Below are 15,958 nucleotides of genomic sequence, written 5' to 3'. Positions count from 1 at the left end.
CTTCGGGGTCGCTACCCCGCAGCTCCGAGCCTGATCGACTCGAGCTGCTCGGCGCGTGTCGGCGCGGGGTGCACGGTGACGAGCTCGTCGGCGTCCGCGAGCTTCGCGAAGTCAACGAGCTGCTCGCGCACCCGTTCGGGCCCGCCGACGGCCGTGTAACGCATCATCGAGCGAATCTCGGTCGCGGCTGGGGTGTCGCGAATCGACTCCGCCTGTTCGACAGTGAGCGGCACATCGCGACCGCGCGACAGGAACGCGCGAATGCGCTCGACCTCGGCCCGGGCGAACAGCGCACGTGCCGCCTCGTCGTTCTCCGCGGCGATGACGTTCACGCCCGCGCTCACGTACGGCTCGGGGTGCGCCGCGCTTGGCTGGTAGTTCGTGCGGTAGTGCTGCACGGCGGCCTGCAGCGCCTGCGGTGCGAAGTGCGAGGCAAACGAGTAGGGGAGGCCGAGCTGTGCCGCGAGGTTCGCGCCGAACAGGCTCGACCCGAGGATCGTGATGGGTACATTGGTGCCGCGGCCGGGGTAGGCGTTCACCGCGGTGATCGGAAGCTGATCGCCGAGATAGGCCTGCAGCTCGAGCACGTCGTTCGGGAACGCATCGGCAGCCTGCACCGTGCGGCGCAGTGCGCGGAAGGTCAGGCCGTCGGTGCCGGGCGCGCGCCCAAGCCCCAGGTGGATCCGGCCCGGGTGCAGCTCCGCGAGCATGCCAAACTGCTCGGCGACGACGAGCGGGGAGTGATTCGGCAGCATGATGCCGCCCGCACCGAGACCGATGCGCTCGGTCTGAGAGGCGACGTGAGCGATGAGCACCGCGGGGGAGCTGGAGGCAATCGTCGCCATGTTGTGGTGCTCCGCATACCAAATGCGGTCGTACCCTGCGGTCTCAGCCGCCTGCGCGAGCTTCACAGAGTGCTGCAGAGCCGAAGCGACGCTGCCACCCTCCTCGATCGTTGCGAGGTCCAGGAGGGAGAGCTTCAGATCAGTCATATCCGGTACAACGGCCTGGAGGAGCCCGCTATTCCAATGGAATCAACGGCCTGACCAGGGAACACATAGGCCTTAGACTGAATTCGTGCCTGATCCCGCCCCCGACGCAACCACTGTGGCAACGCCCGGTTGGTGGACTCGGCTGTCGCGCTGGGTGCAGCGCATCCCAACCGGCTGGTTCGCGAGTATCTTGACCGGTGTCTTCCTCGCAGTGACCGCAGCCTTCGGCGGCCTGGCTCCCGTCGCCGAAGCGGCAGTTGAGTCGCTCGAACCCGGTGAGGCCCGCGTCGGGCCACAGCTGTCGGTGGCCGTGGAGCGGGCGGTGGTGTTCGATAGCTTCCCGCAGGCTGGTGCCTACGCCGGCGAGGGCGAGCGGGTGCTTGCGCTGCTCGTCACGGTCGAGAACCGCTGGAGCGAACCGTTGCTCGCCTCAGCGGGGGCCGTCGAACAGGCGCTCCGGGTCGAGGGGCTCGGCGCGCTTGGCGAGGGATCCGGCGACGGGCCAGGCGAAGCGCCCGACGATCCAGCGCCCACCGCGATCGCGCGGCTTGATGACGCAACCCTCGGCCCGTGGCTGCAGCCGGGCGTGCCCGCCGACCTGGTCGTGACATGGGTGGTGCCCGAAGCGAGCGCGCGGGTGGGCGAGACGATCTCCGTAGTGATCCGCGAGGCAAAGCTCGAGCGTGGCCAACGGCTGACCAGCGACGAACGATGGACGAGCCCGAGCGAGGTCGCCACCGTGACCCTCGAGACAATTGCCGGCGGCTCGGACGAGCCTGAGGCAGAGCCAGAGCCAGAGCCAGAGCCAGAGCCTGAGTCGGAGGCGGGCGCGTGACGCGTGCGCGGCCCCGCGCGCGGACGGTTGCCGTCTGGGTGGCCGGCCTCCTCCTGCTCGCGCTCGCGTCACTCCTGCTGCGAGCTGTCCCATCGACCGCAGATAGCGAGCGCCCGTTTGTGGTCGACGCGCAGCTCGGTGAGACTGCCTACGGGCGAACGATCGCGGTCGCGGCGAGCGACATGGAATTCGCAGACACCGTCCGTGCGGGGAGCTGGGAGCAGCCGGGAAACTGGCTCGTCGTCGATGTTGCCGCGACGGCCACGGGCTCTGACGCGGCGACCTACCTCGGCCGCGTCGCGCTGGTGATCCACGGCGAGGGGTCGGCGGGCGGTGCGCGGGAGTATCGCGCGAGTGAGCGCTTTCCCTCCATCACCGCTGGGCCGCTCATCGCAGGGGTCCCCATCGCCGGGGGAATCGCATTCGAGCTCCCGGCGGGTGCCACAGGTCACGCAAGTCTCGAGTTCGCGGAGAACGCGGACACGCGCCTCGACTCGCTGCTGCGATTCAGCGTTGACCTTGACGAGGTGCCCCGTGTGCAGGAGCGAGAGATCACCGACGAGCATTGGGGGCAGCTATGACTTGGTGGCGCCGAAACCGGCTGGCCCTCGCAGCCCTCGCGCTCCTGCTCCCCGTGACCGCCGGGGTGATGAGCTGGAGCGCGTGGAGCGGATACCGGGCCAACCAGCCCACCACCCCAGTGCCCGTCGCTGGCGGCGCAGTGAATTACGCCAGCGGCATCCTGGGCCCGGCAGAGACAACCGAGCTCGTAGCCGCAGACTTCGGCCTGCCCGCAAACACGAGGCTGATCCGCGTCGTAGTGCCAGTGGTGCCCCACGACGGCGAGAGCGCCACCTGCCAGGTCCCCGAGCTCTGGGAGCGGGGCGGCGAGCGGCGCTGGGCGGAGCAGTCGAGCCTTATCGGCGCGGAACCCCTCACGCGCAGTGTCGCGTGCACTGACGAGATGGGCCCCTACGAGCTGACGCTCGACTACGTGGTGCCGACGGACGCGGGCGAGCTGTCGCTGGCCATCGTGTCGCCCGGAGCGCTGCCGGTGTTCGCGGAGATCCCGATCATCTCGTCGTAGCTGCTCGCGACGAGCGCCATGCGGATCGGCTCGATCACGAGCGGCACGATGAGCAGGATCAGTGAGTCCGCGAGCAGCCAGAAGCTGTTGATGTCGTGCGGTCCGAGCGCCCGGAACACGCCGACCCTGAGCGCTCCCTCGAGGAAGAGCACCGCGGTGAACGCGAGGATGTAGCCACCAATGAACATCGGCCCTGCGGTGCGCATGTGGAGGACTGCACGCCAGATGGGGGTGAAGCGCGAGGCAAAGTCGCGCCAGAGATCGCCGAGCCTGGAACGGACCTGCTCGGGCAGGTGCTGGTAGCGCTCGTCGATCCGCGCCGCGGCCTTCGGAACCGCGATCTTCGGCTCAGTGAGCTGCACGGAGCGGCCGTAGATCACGCCGACGATTGCGAGCCAGGCGAGCGGCGCGATGGTCACCTTCGCCGCCTCGCCGATGATGAGCACCACGGTGTCCCAGGTGGCCCCGAGCGGCGCGAGCCAGCCGGTAAGGCCCGCGCGCAGATCCGCCAGCCACGCCATTGCCTGCCGAGAGTCGACCCACGCACCGAACGCCTCGAAGCCGCGCGAGATGAGCGTGACGGAGAGGTAGATCCAGAGCGTCTCAAGATACACAGCCCCGAGTGCGAACCCTGCTGGGAGGCGCTCGCGATAGCGCCCCCACAGCCAGCGCAGTGCGTAGGCTGCGACGATGATCGCAATGGCGGTCACCGACACCCCGAGTACCTCGGACGTCGGCTGCTCAGGGGCACTCTGCCCCTCAGCGGTCGCGGTGAGGATCAGGTCTGCCCGGACCTCGATGAGCCGGTGGAAGTAGCTCGTGACATCGTCGGCGAGGTACCCGCGTGCCGCGTAGAACGCGACGAAGGGAAGGATCCCGGCGAGCAGCGCGTCAGTGAATCGGCGCGCGGGGCTCCTGCCGGAGTCGGGCAGTGCGCCCACGTTGGCGAGGCCATCGCGCAACACCACCAGCATCGCGACGAGAGCGAGCAGGCGCGCGAGCACCGCCAGCGGCAGCAGCAGAGTGCCGAGCTCCTCAACCCAAGCCCCGACAAAGCCGGCGAATTGGATGAGCAGGTGGTGCAGCAGCATGCCCGCGAGGTAGCACGCAACGAGGAGGGGACCGTAGGTTGCGAGCAACCGTACGGTCTTCCTCCCCGCCGCGAGCATGGGCTAGGCCGGCCCGCGGTTAGACGGCGTCGACGATCGAGAGCAGCGGGTGGCCGCTCGACACCGTCTCGCCGAGCGGGGCATCGATCTTGCAGACGACGCCGGAGCGGTGCGCGTAGATCGACTGTTCCATCTTCATTGCCTCAAGTACCACGATGAGTTCGCCCTCGGCGACCTCTTGGCCGTCCTCGACAGCGAGCTTCACGACCGTCGCCTGCATCGGGGCGGCCACGGTGTCGCCCGTCGCCGTGGCGACTCCGGCACCCTTGGCGCGCTTCGGGGCTGGGCCGCGGGTCACGTCTTGGTCGGCGAGCGGAAGCAGAGTGGTCGGCATCGTGACCTCGACGCGGCGACCAGCGACCTCCACGACGACCGACTGGCGGCTCGTGACTGCCGCGGGAGAGGTCTTCTCGCCCTCCCAGGGCTCGATGTCGTTGACGAACTCGGTCTCGATCCAGAGCGTGTACACGCCGAACTTGCCATCGGGCGCGGTGAACGCGGGATCGCGCACGATCTTGCGGTGGAACGGGATCACGGTCGGCAGTCCGCGCACCTCGAGCTCGTCGAGCGCGCGGCGTGAGCGCTCAAGCGCCTCCTCGCGGGTCGCGCCGGTGACGATGAGCTTGCCGAGCATCGAGTCGAACGCGCCGGAGATCACGTCGCCCGACTGCACGCCGGTGTCGACGCGCACGCCGGGGCCGAGCGCCGGCTTGAACAGCGCGACCGGGCCTGGCGCGGGCAGGAAGCCGTTGCCGGGGTCCTCGCCGTTGAGACGGAACTCGAAGGAGTGGCCGTGCGCAACCGGATCGTCATAGTCGAGCACGCCGCCCTCTGCGATGCGGAACTGCTCGCGTACGAGGTCGATGCCGGTGATCTCCTCGGAGACCGGGTGCTCGACCTGCAGGCGGGTGTTCACCTCGAGGAACGAGATCGTGCCGTCTTTCGCGACGAGGAACTCGCAGGTGCCGGCACCCACGTAGCCGACCTCGCGGAGGATCGCCTTCGACGCGGCGTAGAGCTCTGCGTTCTGTGCGTCGCTGAGGAACGGCGCGGGGGCCTCCTCGACGAGCTTCTGGTGGCGGCGCTGCAGCGAGCAGTCACGCGTCGAAATGACGACGACGTTGCCGTGGCTGTCGGCGAGGCACTGGGTCTCGACGTGGCGGGGCTTCTCGAGGAACTTCTCGACGAAGCACTCGCCGCGGCCGAAGGCAGCGACGGCCTCGCGGGTGGCCGACTCGAAGAGGTCGGCGACCTCTTCACGGTTGTAGGCGACCTTCAGGCCGCGACCGCCGCCGCCGAAGGCAGCCTTGATCGCAACGGGGAGTCCGACCTCGTCGGCAAAGGCGAGCACCTCTTCGGCACCGGCGACGGGATCGCTCGTGCCGGGGGCAAGGGGGGCGTTGACCTTCTCGGCGACGTGCCGGGCAGAGACCTTGTCGCCGAGACGCTCGATGGCTTCGGGGCTGGGGCCGATCCAGATCAGGCCGGCACCGATGACGGCGCGAGCGAAGTCGGCGTTCTCGGCGAGGAAGCCGTAGCCGGGGTGCACGGCGTCGGCGCCTGCGCGGCGGGCGACGCTGAGAATCTTGTCGATGGCGAGGTAGCTGTCGGCGCTCGTCGAGCCGCCGAGGGCGTACGCCTCGTCGGCGAGCTGGGCGTGCATGGCGTCGCGATCCTGATCTGCGTACACCGCAACGGAGGCGATGCCGCTATCGCTAGCGGCCCTGATAATACGAACGGCGATCTCGCCCCGGTTGGCGATGAGCACTTTACGAATGCGAGACATAAATTACAGCCTATTCGACAGGCGGTGTCGTCCGTTGGATATTCGTCACAAACCTTTTGCTGGATCGTTGCCGATGACTACATGGCATCCGAATCAGGCGAGGTAGTCTATGAAGCGTGTAAGTCGCACCGGGCGACACTCGATGGGGGATATCCAACATGGCAAACACCAATCCACTTGATGCCCTGCTCTCGCAGGTGCCGGTCGGCGAGCTCGCCGCAAAGCTTGGCGTTGACGAAGACACCGCGCTCGCGGCAGTGAAGCAGGCCCTGCCCGGCCTCCTCGGCGGCCTCGCAGTCAACGCGGCAAGCGACGAGGGCAAGCAGCAGCTCGAAGGTGCGCTCGCAAAGCACACCCCCGCTGACGGCACGATCTCACTCGACGCGATCGACGAGCAGGACGGCGAGAAGATCGTCAAGCACGTGCTCGGCGACAAGCAGGACGCGGTCGCGAACGCACTCGGCCAGCAGGCAGGCAACGCTGGCATCGCGAAGCTCATCCCGATGCTCCTGCCGCTGCTCGCACCGATCGTCATGCAGTTCCTCGCTGGCAAGAAGCAGCAGGCTCCCGCACAGGCTGAAGAAGCTGGCGGCGGCATCGGCGACGTCCTCGGCGGTCTGCTCGGCGGCCTCACCGGCGGCAACCAGGCGAAGAGCCAGGGCGGCCTCGGCGATCTCCTCGGCGGCCTGCTCGGCGGCGGTGGCGGCAACGCGCAGGGCGGCGGCCTCGGCGGCCTGCTCGGCGGCCTCCTCGGCAAGTAAGCCGAAGCCCACGCAACGCTGCGGGCCCGTGCCAGGTGGAAACACCGGCACGGGCCCGCAGTCGTTAGACTGGTCCCGTGGTTAATCCAGACGTTCAGGGCCGGGTCTACCCGCCCACGCAGCCGTACCTTGTCGGGCGAGAGAAAGTGCGCGAGTTCGCTCGTGCCGTGCTCAGCGAATCGCCGATCCACCTCGACCCCGAGGCCGCTCGCGCCGCCGGGTACGCCGACGTGGTCGCCCCGCCGACCTTCCCGGTGACCGTGCAGGAGGCGACGCTCGCGCAGCTGCTCGCCGACGACGACGCGGGAGTCGACTTCACGCGCGTCGTGCACGGTGATCAGCGCTTCAGCTACACGCGACCGATCGTCGCCGGCGACGAGCTCACCGCGACGCTCACGATCGCCGCGGTGAAGCAGCTCGGCGGCCACTCGATGGTCACCGCGTCGAGCGAGATCGTCGACGCTGCGGGCGAGCACGTCGTCACCGCAATTTCCACACTCGTCGTGCGAGGAGAAGAAGCATGAGCGCCATCGCACCGAACTTCGAACAGCTGACCGCGGGCGACGTCGTCGCCGAGCGCGAGATCACCCTCACCCGCGACGAGCTCGTTCGCTACGCGGGGGCCTCGGGCGACTTCAACCCGATCCACTACCGCGACGACTTCGCGCAGTCCGTCGGGCTTCCCGGAGTGCTCGCGCACGGCATGCTCACGATGGGCGCGGCGGGTTCAGTCGCGACCGACTGGCTCGGCACCGCCGGCGTCGTTCGCGACTTCCAGTCCCGCTTCACCCGCCCGGTTCCCGTCGACGCTGCCGCGGGCGCGATCCTCACCGTGACCGCAACCGTCGGCCAGCTCGACGGCGAGGCCCGCACCGCGCGCCTCGACCTGAAGGTCACCTTCGGCGGCGCAACCGTGCTCGGCAAGTCACAGATGGTGGTGGCATTCGCGTGAGCGCCCAGCCGCTGTCCGCACTCACTACGATGCGGGTCGGGGGGCCGGCTGAGCAGATCCTCACCGCGCACACCCGTGACGAGCTCATTGAGCAGGCGATCGCCCTGTGGGGGCACCGCGACGACTGGCTGCTGCTCGGCGGTGGATCGAACACCGTCATCTCCGATGAGGGCTACCCGGGAGCGGTGCTGCTCGTGCGTACGAGCGGCATCGCCCGCATCGACGACCCCGAGCTCGCGGCAGGGGCCGTGCGGCTCCGCGTCGAGGCCGGGCATGACTGGGACGCGCTCGTCGACGAGTGCGTCGAGCGCGGCTGGGCGGGCATCGAGGCGCTGTCTGGGATCCCCGGTCTCGTCGGGGCCGCCCCCGTGCAGAACATCGGCGCCTATGGCCAGGAGCTCTCTGATGTGCTGCACTCGATCGAGTTTCTCGACGCGGCCACCTACGAGCCGCGCCGCATGCTCGCCTCCGAGCTTGAACTCGGATACCGCGACTCGGTGATCAAGCAGGGGCTTGAGGGCGTTGTGCTGTCGATCGACCTCGTGCTCGCCGACGCCGCAGTGGTCGGCTCTGAAGCAGGGCCTGAACCGCTGTCCGAGCCGATCCGTTTCGCGCAGCTCGCCTCGGCCCTCGGCGTCGAGCTCGGCTCTCGCGTGCCGTTGCGAACCGTGCGCGACACGGTGCTCGCGCTGCGCGCCGCAAAGGGCATGGTGCTCGACGAGAGCGACTACGACACGTGGAGTGCGGGTTCGTTCTTTACCAACCCAATCGTGACGGAGCGCTTCGCGCGCGGCCTGCCCGAGAACGCGCCGCGGTTCCCCATCGTCGACCCCGAAGAGGCGCCGGCCTTCACCAGCCTGGACGAGCTCGAAGCGGGCCAGCCGCTGCGGATCCCGGCACCCGCCAAGGAGCATCGCGTGAAGCTCTCGGCGGCCTGGCTCATCGAGCATTCCGGCGTGCCGAAGGGCTACCGGCTGCCGGGCTCAGGCGCGTCGGTGTCGACGAAGCACACGCTCGCGATCACGAACCGCGGGGCGGCATCGGCGGCCGACGTCGGAGAGCTCGCAAGGTTCATCGTGCAGCGCGTGCAGCAGGAGTTTGGCCTCGTGCTCGTGCCCGAGCCGAACCTCTACGGCATCGAGGTCTAACCCGGCTCCTCACCGCTGAGGGTGCAGACCTCAGCCTTTGAGGGGTGCCCAAAAGACATGTCTTCAGCGAGGTCGGGGTATTTTTGCTGCCGATCAATCCTGACTTCGCTGAGGACATGTCCTCTGAGCGGGATTCGGGGTGGGCGTTTTGCAGCTCCCCAGTTGCCTTGACACCCGCTGAGTGAAGAGTCTCTAAACTTCCCTCCCCCTCCCCGAGTTTTCTATTCTGAGCCTTGTGCGGCCTCCGTAAGGCTCAGAATAAATAAATCGGGGTATTGAGGAATCCGGGGCCGGGGCGGGAGCTGCGGGAGGATCGGCTACTGCCGCCCCGCCGCCTCTATGATCTGCCCGACCTGCTCCGCGTTAAAGCGAAACACCTCGTCGCCCGTAGCAGGCTCCGAGAGCGGAAGCACGCGGGTGCGTTCCGCACTCACCTCGACGACGGCAGCGCCGAACCAGTCGTTCGCCGACTCCTCCGTGCGGCCGTCGAAGGCCGCCGCGAGGTTCGTGACGCCGGGCGCGACGACGACCGGCATGCCGTAGACGGTCTCAACGATCGGGTGATGGTAGTGCCCGCTGAGGATAGCCGTCACGTCGGTGTCGCGGATGCGATCCCACAGCCCGTCGGCCGACCGCTCATCGAGGGCAAGCGCCTGCAACAGGTCGGTCTCGGCGCGGACTGGCGGGTGGTGCATGACGATGACGGTGCCGTGGCCCGCGGGGGACTGCACCGCGTGTTCCAGGAAGTCGAGCTGCTCCTCGGAGAGCTCGCCATAGCCAGCCCCGGGCACTGTGGTGTCGAGCACGATCGTGCGCCAGCCGCCGACCTCGGTCACCGACACGACGGGCCGCTCGGGCTGCCCGTCCGAGCTCGGCGGCTGGAGCGGTGACGCCGCCGCCGGCGTGTGCACCGGAACTCCCGGCTGACCCTCGCCGAGCACCTCGCGGAAGCCCCCGCGGTCGTCGTGGTTGCCCATCGCGTAGATCGTGCGGGCACCGCGTTCGGCCGCCCACGGGTCGAGGATGTCGCGTACGAGCTCGTAGGAGGCAACGCTGCCGTCCTCGCTGATGTCGCCAGAGCAGACGACGAGATCGAAGGGGCGATCCGCCACGCGCTGAAGCGCCATGCGCAGGTGAGACTCGGTGTCGACGACACCGTAGTGGAGGGAATCGTCGCCGTGCAGGTGGGTGTCGGTGAGGTGCAGAATCCGCAGCGTAGCCATGGCCGCACTATACTCCCGCGGGGTGGACAACAGGTGGAGTTGTGAATCTCCGGGAATGTAGCTTGGACTTTCCTCGTTGAACTCCATGTACACGCATGGTTTTTTCAGAAAGGAACCGCTTCATGACTACATTAAACATTGGCTTCCTCGTGGGCAGTGTGTCTTCGACCTCCATCAACCGCCGCCTTGCCAATGCCCTGGTGAAGCTCGCTCCCGAGGCGAACCTCAACTTCACTGAAATTCCAATCGCGAACCTGCCGTACTACTCCGCAGACCACGACGCCGCGATCCCCGCGGAAGCCGCCGAGTTCAAGCAGGCAGTCGAGAACGCCGACGGCGTCATCATCGTCACCCCCGAGTACAACCGCTCGGTCCCCGGCGTGCTCAAGAACGCACTCGACACCGCAAGCCGCCCGTGGGGGCAGAACAGCTTCGACGGCGTTCCGTCGGCCGTGCTCGGCGCATCGATCGGCCAGATCGGCACCGCGCTCGCGCAGGCACACCTGCGTGGGATCCTCGCGTTCCTGAACTCACCCGACCTCCAGCAGCCCGAGGTCTACCTGCAGATGACCGACGGCCTCATCACCGACGACGGCGAGGTCACCAACGAGTCGACGAAGGAGTTCCTGCTCAGCTGGCTCCGCACCGCGCACGACCACTTCGCGCTGCACGCGAAGACCAAGAACTAACACAGCGGAAGCTTCACTGTGCGGCGGGGGACGGCGATGGCCGTTCCCCGCCGCTGTGCGTTCTGGCGGAATAGCCTGCGCTCGCGGCCGGTTGCACCCCGTATGTCAAGCTCCGCACCCGCGCCACTCGACGGGCTCCTCGAAACCGTCGACGTCACCGTGACCCAGACCCGTCGGGCAGAGGTCTCCCGGGGGCGACGCTTCTCGCTGCCGGGCGGCTCGCTCACTCTCGTCTACGTTGCCGACGGCGCGCTCCACGGGGAGCCCGCTGTCGCTTGCGCGCCCGACCCGCTGCGGCCCGGTGGCGTCATTGCCCAGGCCGCCGCCCCCGATACGTTCCCGGCGGGCGCGGCGCTGCTCACGCTCGGGCGGATGCCGCTCACCTTCGAGGCGCTGCACGACACGACCCTTGTCGTGGTGGATCTCGAACTGAACGAGGCAGCCAGCCGGCTGCGGCAGCTGCTCCCAGACCCGCTGACGATGCTCGACTTCTCGCGAATTGATCCCGCCGTGTCCGCGCTCGCGAGCAACATGGGCGTGCACACCGACGGGGCGACCCAGACGGTTGACGCGGGCGGCGCGGCGCTCGTCTGCCGGCTTATGGCCCGGACACTGCTGCTCAGCCTGCTGCGCGCCTGGGTGTCGGCGGGGTGCGCGCCGAGCGGCTGGGCAGCGCGGGCGGTGGATCCGCACCTCGACCCGATCATCAGCGCGATCCACAGCGATCCCGGCCGCGACTGGTCGGTCGACGCGCTCGCGAGCCTGGGGACAATGTCGCGCTCGGCGGTCTCCCGCCGCTTCCGCGAGCTGCTCGGCGCCTCGCCGGGCCAGTACATCACGGTGGTGCGGATGGAGGATGCGAAGCGCCGACTTGCGCAGGGCGCCTCGGTGACGCAGATTTCACGGGAGCTCGGGTACGCGTCGGACGAGGGATTCAGCCGTGCCTTCCGGCGGCACACCGGCCTGCCCCCTTCGCGCTGGCGCGCAGCAGACCCGCACGCCGACGGCGCTGCAGTGCGGGCCCGCAGCGCGGCCTAAGCCGCAGCCGTCGCGGCAGCGGCGACGGGGCCTCGGCGGTGGGTGAGCCCGAACAGCAGCGCGCCGACCGCGAGGATGACGATTGCCGCGGCGTAGAGCGTCGAGACGCCGAGGAGGTCGCTCAGCGCGCCGCCGCCGGCCGCAGCGAGGAAGATCGCCGCCTGGAAGCCGATCACGACGAGGCTTCCGCTCGCCTCAAGCTGGTCTGGCAGCCGGTTCCCCGCCCAGGTGTTCACGATGAGGAGCCACGATGCGAAGAAGGCACCCCACACCGTGACCGCGATTCCGACCGCCCAGAGCGCGCCAGGAGCGGCAATCACGGTGAGGATCGTTGCGGCCATCACGAGCGGCGCCGAGACCGACAGCACCCGGAAGGTGCGGTCGACGATGAGCCCCACGACGAGATTACCGACGAGCCCACCGGCCCCGAACAGCATGAGCAGCAGCACGATCGTGCCCGCATCGATGGGAGCTCCGCTCGCGTCGCTCACCCGCTCGAGCGCTAAGCGGATGTAGGTGTAGGCGGCGAAGTGTCCGAGCACGACGAGCAGGTGAGCGCTGAAACCGAACCCGACACCGCGGCTGCGCAGCGCCCGGCCGAGCGCGGCGAAGCTGCTCGACGACGTGACCGGGATTGGCGGCAGCAGGAAGCGCAGCGCGACCGCAAGTAGGACGAGCGCCGCACCAATGATGCCGAAGCCGACTCTCCAGTCGAAGGCGTTCGACAGCATCACGCCGAGCGGCACCCCGGCGACGGTCGCGAGCGAGACGCCGCCGGCGGTGAACATCAGGGCCCGGCCGACGCGCTTCGGGCCGACGAGGGTCGAAGCAGCGCTGAGCGACATCGACCAGAACACGCTCAGCGACGCGCCGAGCAGGAAACGCGCGATGAGGATGATCCAGAACGACGGTGCGAGCGCGACGACGAAGTTCGAGAGCGCACCGAGCACTGCCATCCAGACGAGCAGCGCGCGCCGGTCCAACCGGGGGAAGAGGCTGCCGACCGTGATCGCAAGGATCAGCCCCGCGAGCGCCGTGATGCTCACCGTCTGGCCGGCCTGGCCCGGCGTGATACCGAGGCTCGCGGCCATCTCCGTGAGCACCCCGTTCGGGAGAAACTCGCTTGTGACGAGGAGAAAGCTCATCATCATGAGCGTGATGAGCGCCCCGTAGGGCATGCGATTCGAGGGCGTGTGGCTCGAGGGCGTGTGCCCTGGCGGGACGACGGGAAGGGACGCGGTTGTGGTCATACATCTACGCTCCCAGCGTGCGGGAGCGGGCGCCCGACCGTGCGCGCCCGGTTCCCGACCGATCGTCTCGCGTTCGGGGTGACGTGCCGCTCAAGCGGCTCAGCCGAGCGCGGCGACCCCGTTGAGCGCGGCGACCCCGTCGAGCCCCGCACGCAGGTCCGCGATGAGGTCGCCCGCCGACTCCAAGCCCACCGAGAGCCGGAGCAGCCCGGGCGTGATCCCGAGCCGCTCGTTGATCTCCGGCGCGAACGTCGCGTGCGTGGACGTGAGCGGGTGGATGATCATCGAGCGGGTGTCGCCGATGCCCGTCATCCGCGAGAAGACGCGCAGGCCGTTCACGAAGGCGCGGGCACCCGCGACGCCGCCGCGCACGGTCACTCCGAACACGGACCCGGTCCGCGCCCCGGCCCCGTCAGCGGTCAGCCCGTAGTTGCGCGCCGCGAGCTCGAACAGCGGCGACGACGGCAGGCCGGCGTAATCGACGGACTCGACCTCGGGCTGCTGCTCAAGCCATGCGGCGATCTCGAGCGACGAGGCGACGTGCCGCTCCATCCTCAGCGACAGCGTCTCGAGCCCCTGGTGCAGCAGAAATCCGTTGAACGGCGACAGCGCGGGGCCGATGTCGTTCACGACGCCCTCGCGGGTGGCGCGGGCGTAGGCGCCGGGGCCGAAGCGATCCACCATCGACCCCAGGCCCGGCTTCACGTCGGTGATGAGCGGGTACGAGCGGCCCGCGCGCTCCGCGGCCTCCCAATCGAAGTTGCCGCCGTCGACGATGGCCCCGCCGACCGCGGCCCCGTGGCCGGTGAGAAACTTCGTCGTCGAGTGCACCACAATGTTCGCGCCGTGCTCGAACGGGCGAATGAGCGCGGGCGTGCCGACGGTGTTGTCGACGACGAGCGGCAGGTTGTGGCGGGCGGCGACCTCAGCGATGCGGCGGAGGTCGGTGACGTCGTTGCGCGGGTTCGGGATCGTCTCCGTGTAGATCGCCTTCGTGTTCGGGCGGATCGCCCGATCCCACTCGGCGTCGTCCGCCGCATCCCACACGTAGTCGACCTCGATGCCGAAGCGCTTGAAGCTGCGGCCGAACAGGATCCGGGTGCCGCCGTAGATCGACGCCGTCGAGACGATGTGGTCGCCGCCCTGCGCGATCGCGAACAGCGCCGAGGAGATCGCGGCCTGGCCGCTCGACACGGCGACCGCGCTGGATCCGCCCTCGAGCGAGGCGAGACGTGCCTCAGCGACCGAGTTCGTCGGGTTGCCCTGCCGCGAGTAGATCGGGTCGATGCTGCGGCCGGCGAAGCGGTCGACCTGGTCATCGAAGTCGTCGAAGACGTAGCCGGCGCTCAGCGCGATCGGCGGCACCCTGAGGCCCGTGTTCAGGTCTGGGTATTCGCCCGCGTGCACCTGCCGGGTCTCGAAGCCGAAGCCCGACCAGTCGGTGTGCGGGGTCGCCGCTGCGGGCGCGGGTCCGTGCGCGAGCGAGTCGTGCGCGGCGGTGCCCTGTGCTCCGGTGCCCTGCGCGGCGGTGCCCTGCGCGGCGGTGCCCTGTGCCCGTGTTTCGTGTGCCTTCGTACAGTCAGCCATGCCCTCATCATGCATGCGGCCTGCCCGATCGCGCGAGCGCCCAGGTAACGCGGCGTCACGCAGCGGCGGCTTGCCGGCAAGCATGCCGGACCGCAAGTACTGGTCAGTGTGCGCCGGGGTGCGCTGCTGGGCCCCGGTTTCCTGGAGCAGACTGACCAGAAGTTGCGGTTGGCTGGAGCCAGCACCCCTACGTGCGGGTGAGGGTGTGCACGATACCTGAGGTGAGCGCCTCGAGTGGGCCGCGGCGCTTGAGGAGCGAGAGGATCACACCGATCACGAGCACGCCCGCGAGCTGGATCCCGAACGCGCCGAGACCCGCGATCCACCACGGGGTGCCAGCCGAGAGATCGACGCCCGCATACACCGGCGCGTACGCGATGCTCGTCGCCACGAGGTGCAGCGTGTAGATCGTGAGCGGAGCTGCGCCCGCCGCGCGGAAGACATCGGTGACGGGCCCGGGCGCCGCGCCGCGGGAGTCGAACAGGGTCACGAGCAGACCGATCACTGCGAGCGCGATGCCGACTGTGCGGAGCATCTCGATCGGGGATCCCGAGTGCGGGGCGGCGACGAGCTGCGCCCACAGCTCAGGCGACGTTGGGGCGCCGAACTGCTGCATCCCCAGGAACTTCGTGAACAGTGCCATGTCGAGCCCCTCGGGGGCGGCGACGCCGAAGCGTGCGAGGTTCGCGAGGGTCCAGTTCGAGATGAGCGTCGCGACGGTCGCAAGCAGCACGCCGAGCCCCGCGAGGCCAAGGGCGGTGCGCGAGAGCTTGCCGCGCTCGTTTGCGGCGATGAGCGCGCGGGCAATGAGCATGCCAACGAGTAGGTACGCAACCCAGGTGATCGCGGGGTACGCGCCCGTGAGCAGCAGCCCCCGAACGGTTTCGAGCGGCTGTTCGGCGATGCTCTCAAACGAGGGCGATCCCGCCTCCTCCACAACTTCGAGCGTCTGCCGGGCGAGCGCGTTGAGCGGGCCGCCGGCGAGCCACAGCGCCGCGGCCGTGGTGGCGAGCACCCAGGAGGGTGCCGCGACGAACACGGACACGAGAATGAGCGCGACGCCGTAGTAGGCGAGCACCACAATGATCGGCACGTTCAGCGCCCCGAGCCACAGCCCGAGCGCGATGAGAATGAGGCCGCGCAGCACGATCCCGATGACGGCAGCCCCGCGGCGGCCGGCCGCGAGCGCCCGCTTGCTCGCGAACACCGCACTCACACCGCCGAGTACGGCGAAGAGTACCGCGGCGATCCCGCTCGTGAGCGTCGTCGCGATCTCGGCCGCCCGCTGGTCGAGGAGCGATGCGGTCGGGTTGGATCCGACGATTGCGACAAGGTGGTTTGCCATCATGCCGATCACGGCGAGGAACCTCGCGAGGTCGATGCCGATATAGCGGGCGGAGGATCGGGTATTGCGTTCCATGGTCTCCAGTCTGGTGCACTC

At 68.9% G+C, this 15,958-nt stretch carries 16 protein-coding genes; 9 read left to right on the top strand and 7 right to left on the bottom strand.

Translation table 11 applies throughout. The annotated features are described in order from the left end of the window. Positions 1–11 precede the first annotated feature (11 nt). Positions 12–992 (bottom strand): LLM class flavin-dependent oxidoreductase, encoded by a 981-nt coding sequence (locus ACI1US_RS03925; protein WP_461638315.1) that lies wholly within the window; start codon positions 990–992, stop codon positions 12–14. An 85-nt stretch (positions 993–1,077) separates the two neighbouring features. On the opposite strand from ACI1US_RS03925, the gene ACI1US_RS03920 reads away from it, so the two are divergent. Genes ACI1US_RS03920 through ACI1US_RS03910 form a run of 3 tightly spaced genes read left to right on the top strand, consistent with a single transcriptional unit; the run spans position 1,078 to position 2,914 of the window. After that, positions 1,078–1,827, top strand: coding sequence for a hypothetical protein (locus ACI1US_RS03920; RefSeq protein ID WP_461638313.1), 750 nt, complete (start codon positions 1,078–1,080; stop codon positions 1,825–1,827). Continuing rightward, entirely contained in the window at positions 1,824–2,408 is a 585-nt protein-coding gene (locus tag ACI1US_RS03915) for a hypothetical protein (RefSeq protein ID WP_461638311.1), read from the top strand. Before ACI1US_RS03920 ends, ACI1US_RS03915 begins: the two co-directional genes overlap by 4 nt. Further along, positions 2,405–2,914 (top strand): hypothetical protein, encoded by a 510-nt coding sequence (locus ACI1US_RS03910; protein WP_416550047.1) that lies wholly within the window; start codon positions 2,405–2,407, stop codon positions 2,912–2,914. Before ACI1US_RS03915 ends, ACI1US_RS03910 begins: the two co-directional genes overlap by 4 nt. Here ACI1US_RS03910 and ACI1US_RS03905 read toward each other — a convergent pair. Together ACI1US_RS03905 and ACI1US_RS03900 are read right to left on the bottom strand one after the other, a co-directional pair. After that, the gene (locus ACI1US_RS03905) at positions 2,818–4,053 is read right to left on the bottom strand and encodes a hypothetical protein (RefSeq protein ID WP_416550048.1); all 1,236 of its coding nucleotides are present in this window, start codon (positions 4,051–4,053) and stop codon (positions 2,818–2,820) included. The genes ACI1US_RS03910 and ACI1US_RS03905 overlap by 97 nt on opposite strands. Before the next feature lie 49 nt (positions 4,054–4,102). Further along, positions 4,103–5,869: an acetyl/propionyl/methylcrotonyl-CoA carboxylase subunit alpha gene (locus ACI1US_RS03900; RefSeq protein ID WP_416550049.1), complete on the bottom strand. Its 1,767-nt coding sequence runs from the start codon at positions 5,867–5,869 to the stop codon at positions 4,103–4,105. A 158-nt stretch (positions 5,870–6,027) separates the two neighbouring features. On the opposite strand from ACI1US_RS03900, the gene ACI1US_RS03895 reads away from it, so the two are divergent. The 4 genes from ACI1US_RS03895 (at position 6,028) to ACI1US_RS03880 (ending at position 8,730) form a co-directional block, all read left to right on the top strand. Beyond that, positions 6,028–6,630: a DUF937 domain-containing protein gene (locus ACI1US_RS03895; RefSeq protein WP_416550050.1), complete on the top strand. Its 603-nt coding sequence runs from the start codon at positions 6,028–6,030 to the stop codon at positions 6,628–6,630. A gap of 77 nt (positions 6,631–6,707) precedes the next feature. Then, positions 6,708–7,154, top strand: a complete 447-nt coding sequence (locus ACI1US_RS03890; protein WP_416550051.1) for an FAS1-like dehydratase domain-containing protein — start codon at positions 6,708–6,710, stop codon at positions 7,152–7,154. After that, complete coding sequence (locus ACI1US_RS03885; RefSeq protein WP_416550052.1) at positions 7,151–7,582, top strand: MaoC/PaaZ C-terminal domain-containing protein; 432 nt, start codon at positions 7,151–7,153, stop codon at positions 7,580–7,582. Before ACI1US_RS03890 ends, ACI1US_RS03885 begins: the two co-directional genes overlap by 4 nt. Then, a complete protein-coding gene (locus ACI1US_RS03880) occupies positions 7,573–8,730 on the top strand; it encodes a UDP-N-acetylmuramate dehydrogenase (RefSeq protein ID WP_416550053.1) in 1,158 nt (385 codons plus the stop codon). Before ACI1US_RS03885 ends, ACI1US_RS03880 begins: the two co-directional genes overlap by 10 nt. A gap of 317 nt (positions 8,731–9,047) precedes the next feature. Here the strand turns inward: ACI1US_RS03880 and ACI1US_RS03875 are convergent, their stop codons facing one another. Then, a complete protein-coding gene (locus ACI1US_RS03875) occupies positions 9,048–9,953 on the bottom strand; it encodes a metallophosphoesterase (protein WP_461638307.1) in 906 nt (301 codons plus the stop codon). Between the two features lie 122 nt (positions 9,954–10,075). On the opposite strand from ACI1US_RS03875, the gene ACI1US_RS03870 reads away from it, so the two are divergent. Next, positions 10,076–10,642 carry an NADPH-dependent FMN reductase gene (locus ACI1US_RS03870; protein WP_461638305.1) on the top strand — a complete coding sequence of 189 codons (567 nt, stop codon included), beginning with the start codon at positions 10,076–10,078 and terminating at the stop codon, positions 10,640–10,642. A 102-nt stretch (positions 10,643–10,744) separates the two neighbouring features. Then, complete coding sequence (locus ACI1US_RS03865; protein WP_461638303.1) at positions 10,745–11,680, top strand: helix-turn-helix transcriptional regulator; 936 nt, start codon at positions 10,745–10,747, stop codon at positions 11,678–11,680. Here ACI1US_RS03865 and ACI1US_RS03860 read toward each other — a convergent pair. The 3 genes from ACI1US_RS03860 to ACI1US_RS03850 form a co-directional block, all read right to left on the bottom strand. Then, positions 11,677–12,930: an MFS transporter gene (locus ACI1US_RS03860; protein WP_461638301.1), complete on the bottom strand. Its 1,254-nt coding sequence runs from the start codon at positions 12,928–12,930 to the stop codon at positions 11,677–11,679. The genes ACI1US_RS03865 and ACI1US_RS03860 overlap by 4 nt on opposite strands. 99 nt (positions 12,931–13,029) lie before the next feature. Beyond that, a complete protein-coding gene (locus ACI1US_RS03855; protein ID WP_461638299.1) occupies positions 13,030–14,517 on the bottom strand; it encodes an O-acetylhomoserine aminocarboxypropyltransferase/cysteine synthase family protein in 1,488 nt (495 codons plus the stop codon). Positions 14,518–14,704: 187 nt separating this feature from the next. Next, complete coding sequence (locus ACI1US_RS03850; protein ID WP_461638297.1) at positions 14,705–15,937, bottom strand: heparan-alpha-glucosaminide N-acetyltransferase domain-containing protein; 1,233 nt, start codon at positions 15,935–15,937, stop codon at positions 14,705–14,707. Positions 15,938–15,958 lie beyond the last annotated feature (21 nt).

It is taken from the genome of Leucobacter sp. BZR 635 (genome assembly GCF_048061935.2).
Classification (GTDB): domain Bacteria; phylum Actinomycetota; class Actinomycetes; order Actinomycetales; family Microbacteriaceae; genus Leucobacter.
Note: the sequence above shows the minus strand (reverse complement) of the source record. Positions and strands in the feature narration are given on the sequence as shown.

Excerpts from the sequence above, each read along its gene's own strand:
- ACI1US_RS03925 (WP_461638315.1), bottom strand. The coding sequence starts at position 992 with ATGACTGATCTGAAGCTCTCCCTCCTGGACCTCGCAACGATCGAGGAG.
- ACI1US_RS03910 (WP_416550047.1), top strand. The coding sequence starts at position 2,405 with ATGACTTGGTGGCGCCGAAACCGGCTGGCCCTCGCAGCCCTCGCGCTC.
- ACI1US_RS03900 (WP_416550049.1), bottom strand. The coding sequence starts at position 5,869 with ATGTCTCGCATTCGTAAAGTGCTCATCGCCAACCGGGGCGAGATCGCC.
- ACI1US_RS03895 (WP_416550050.1), top strand. The coding sequence starts at position 6,028 with ATGGCAAACACCAATCCACTTGATGCCCTGCTCTCGCAGGTGCCGGTC.
- ACI1US_RS03885 (WP_416550052.1), top strand. The coding sequence starts at position 7,151 with ATGAGCGCCATCGCACCGAACTTCGAACAGCTGACCGCGGGCGACGTC.
- ACI1US_RS03875 (WP_461638307.1), bottom strand. The coding sequence starts at position 9,953 with ATGGCTACGCTGCGGATTCTGCACCTCACCGACACCCACCTGCACGGC.
- ACI1US_RS03870 (WP_461638305.1), top strand. The coding sequence starts at position 10,076 with ATGACTACATTAAACATTGGCTTCCTCGTGGGCAGTGTGTCTTCGACC.
- ACI1US_RS03865 (WP_461638303.1), top strand. The coding sequence starts at position 10,745 with ATGTCAAGCTCCGCACCCGCGCCACTCGACGGGCTCCTCGAAACCGTC.
- ACI1US_RS03860 (WP_461638301.1), bottom strand. The coding sequence starts at position 12,930 with ATGACCACAACCGCGTCCCTTCCCGTCGTCCCGCCAGGGCACACGCCC.
- ACI1US_RS03855 (WP_461638299.1), bottom strand. The coding sequence starts at position 14,517 with ATGGCTGACTGTACGAAGGCACACGAAACACGGGCACAGGGCACCGCC.
- ACI1US_RS03850 (WP_461638297.1), bottom strand. The coding sequence starts at position 15,937 with ATGGAACGCAATACCCGATCCTCCGCCCGCTATATCGGCATCGACCTC.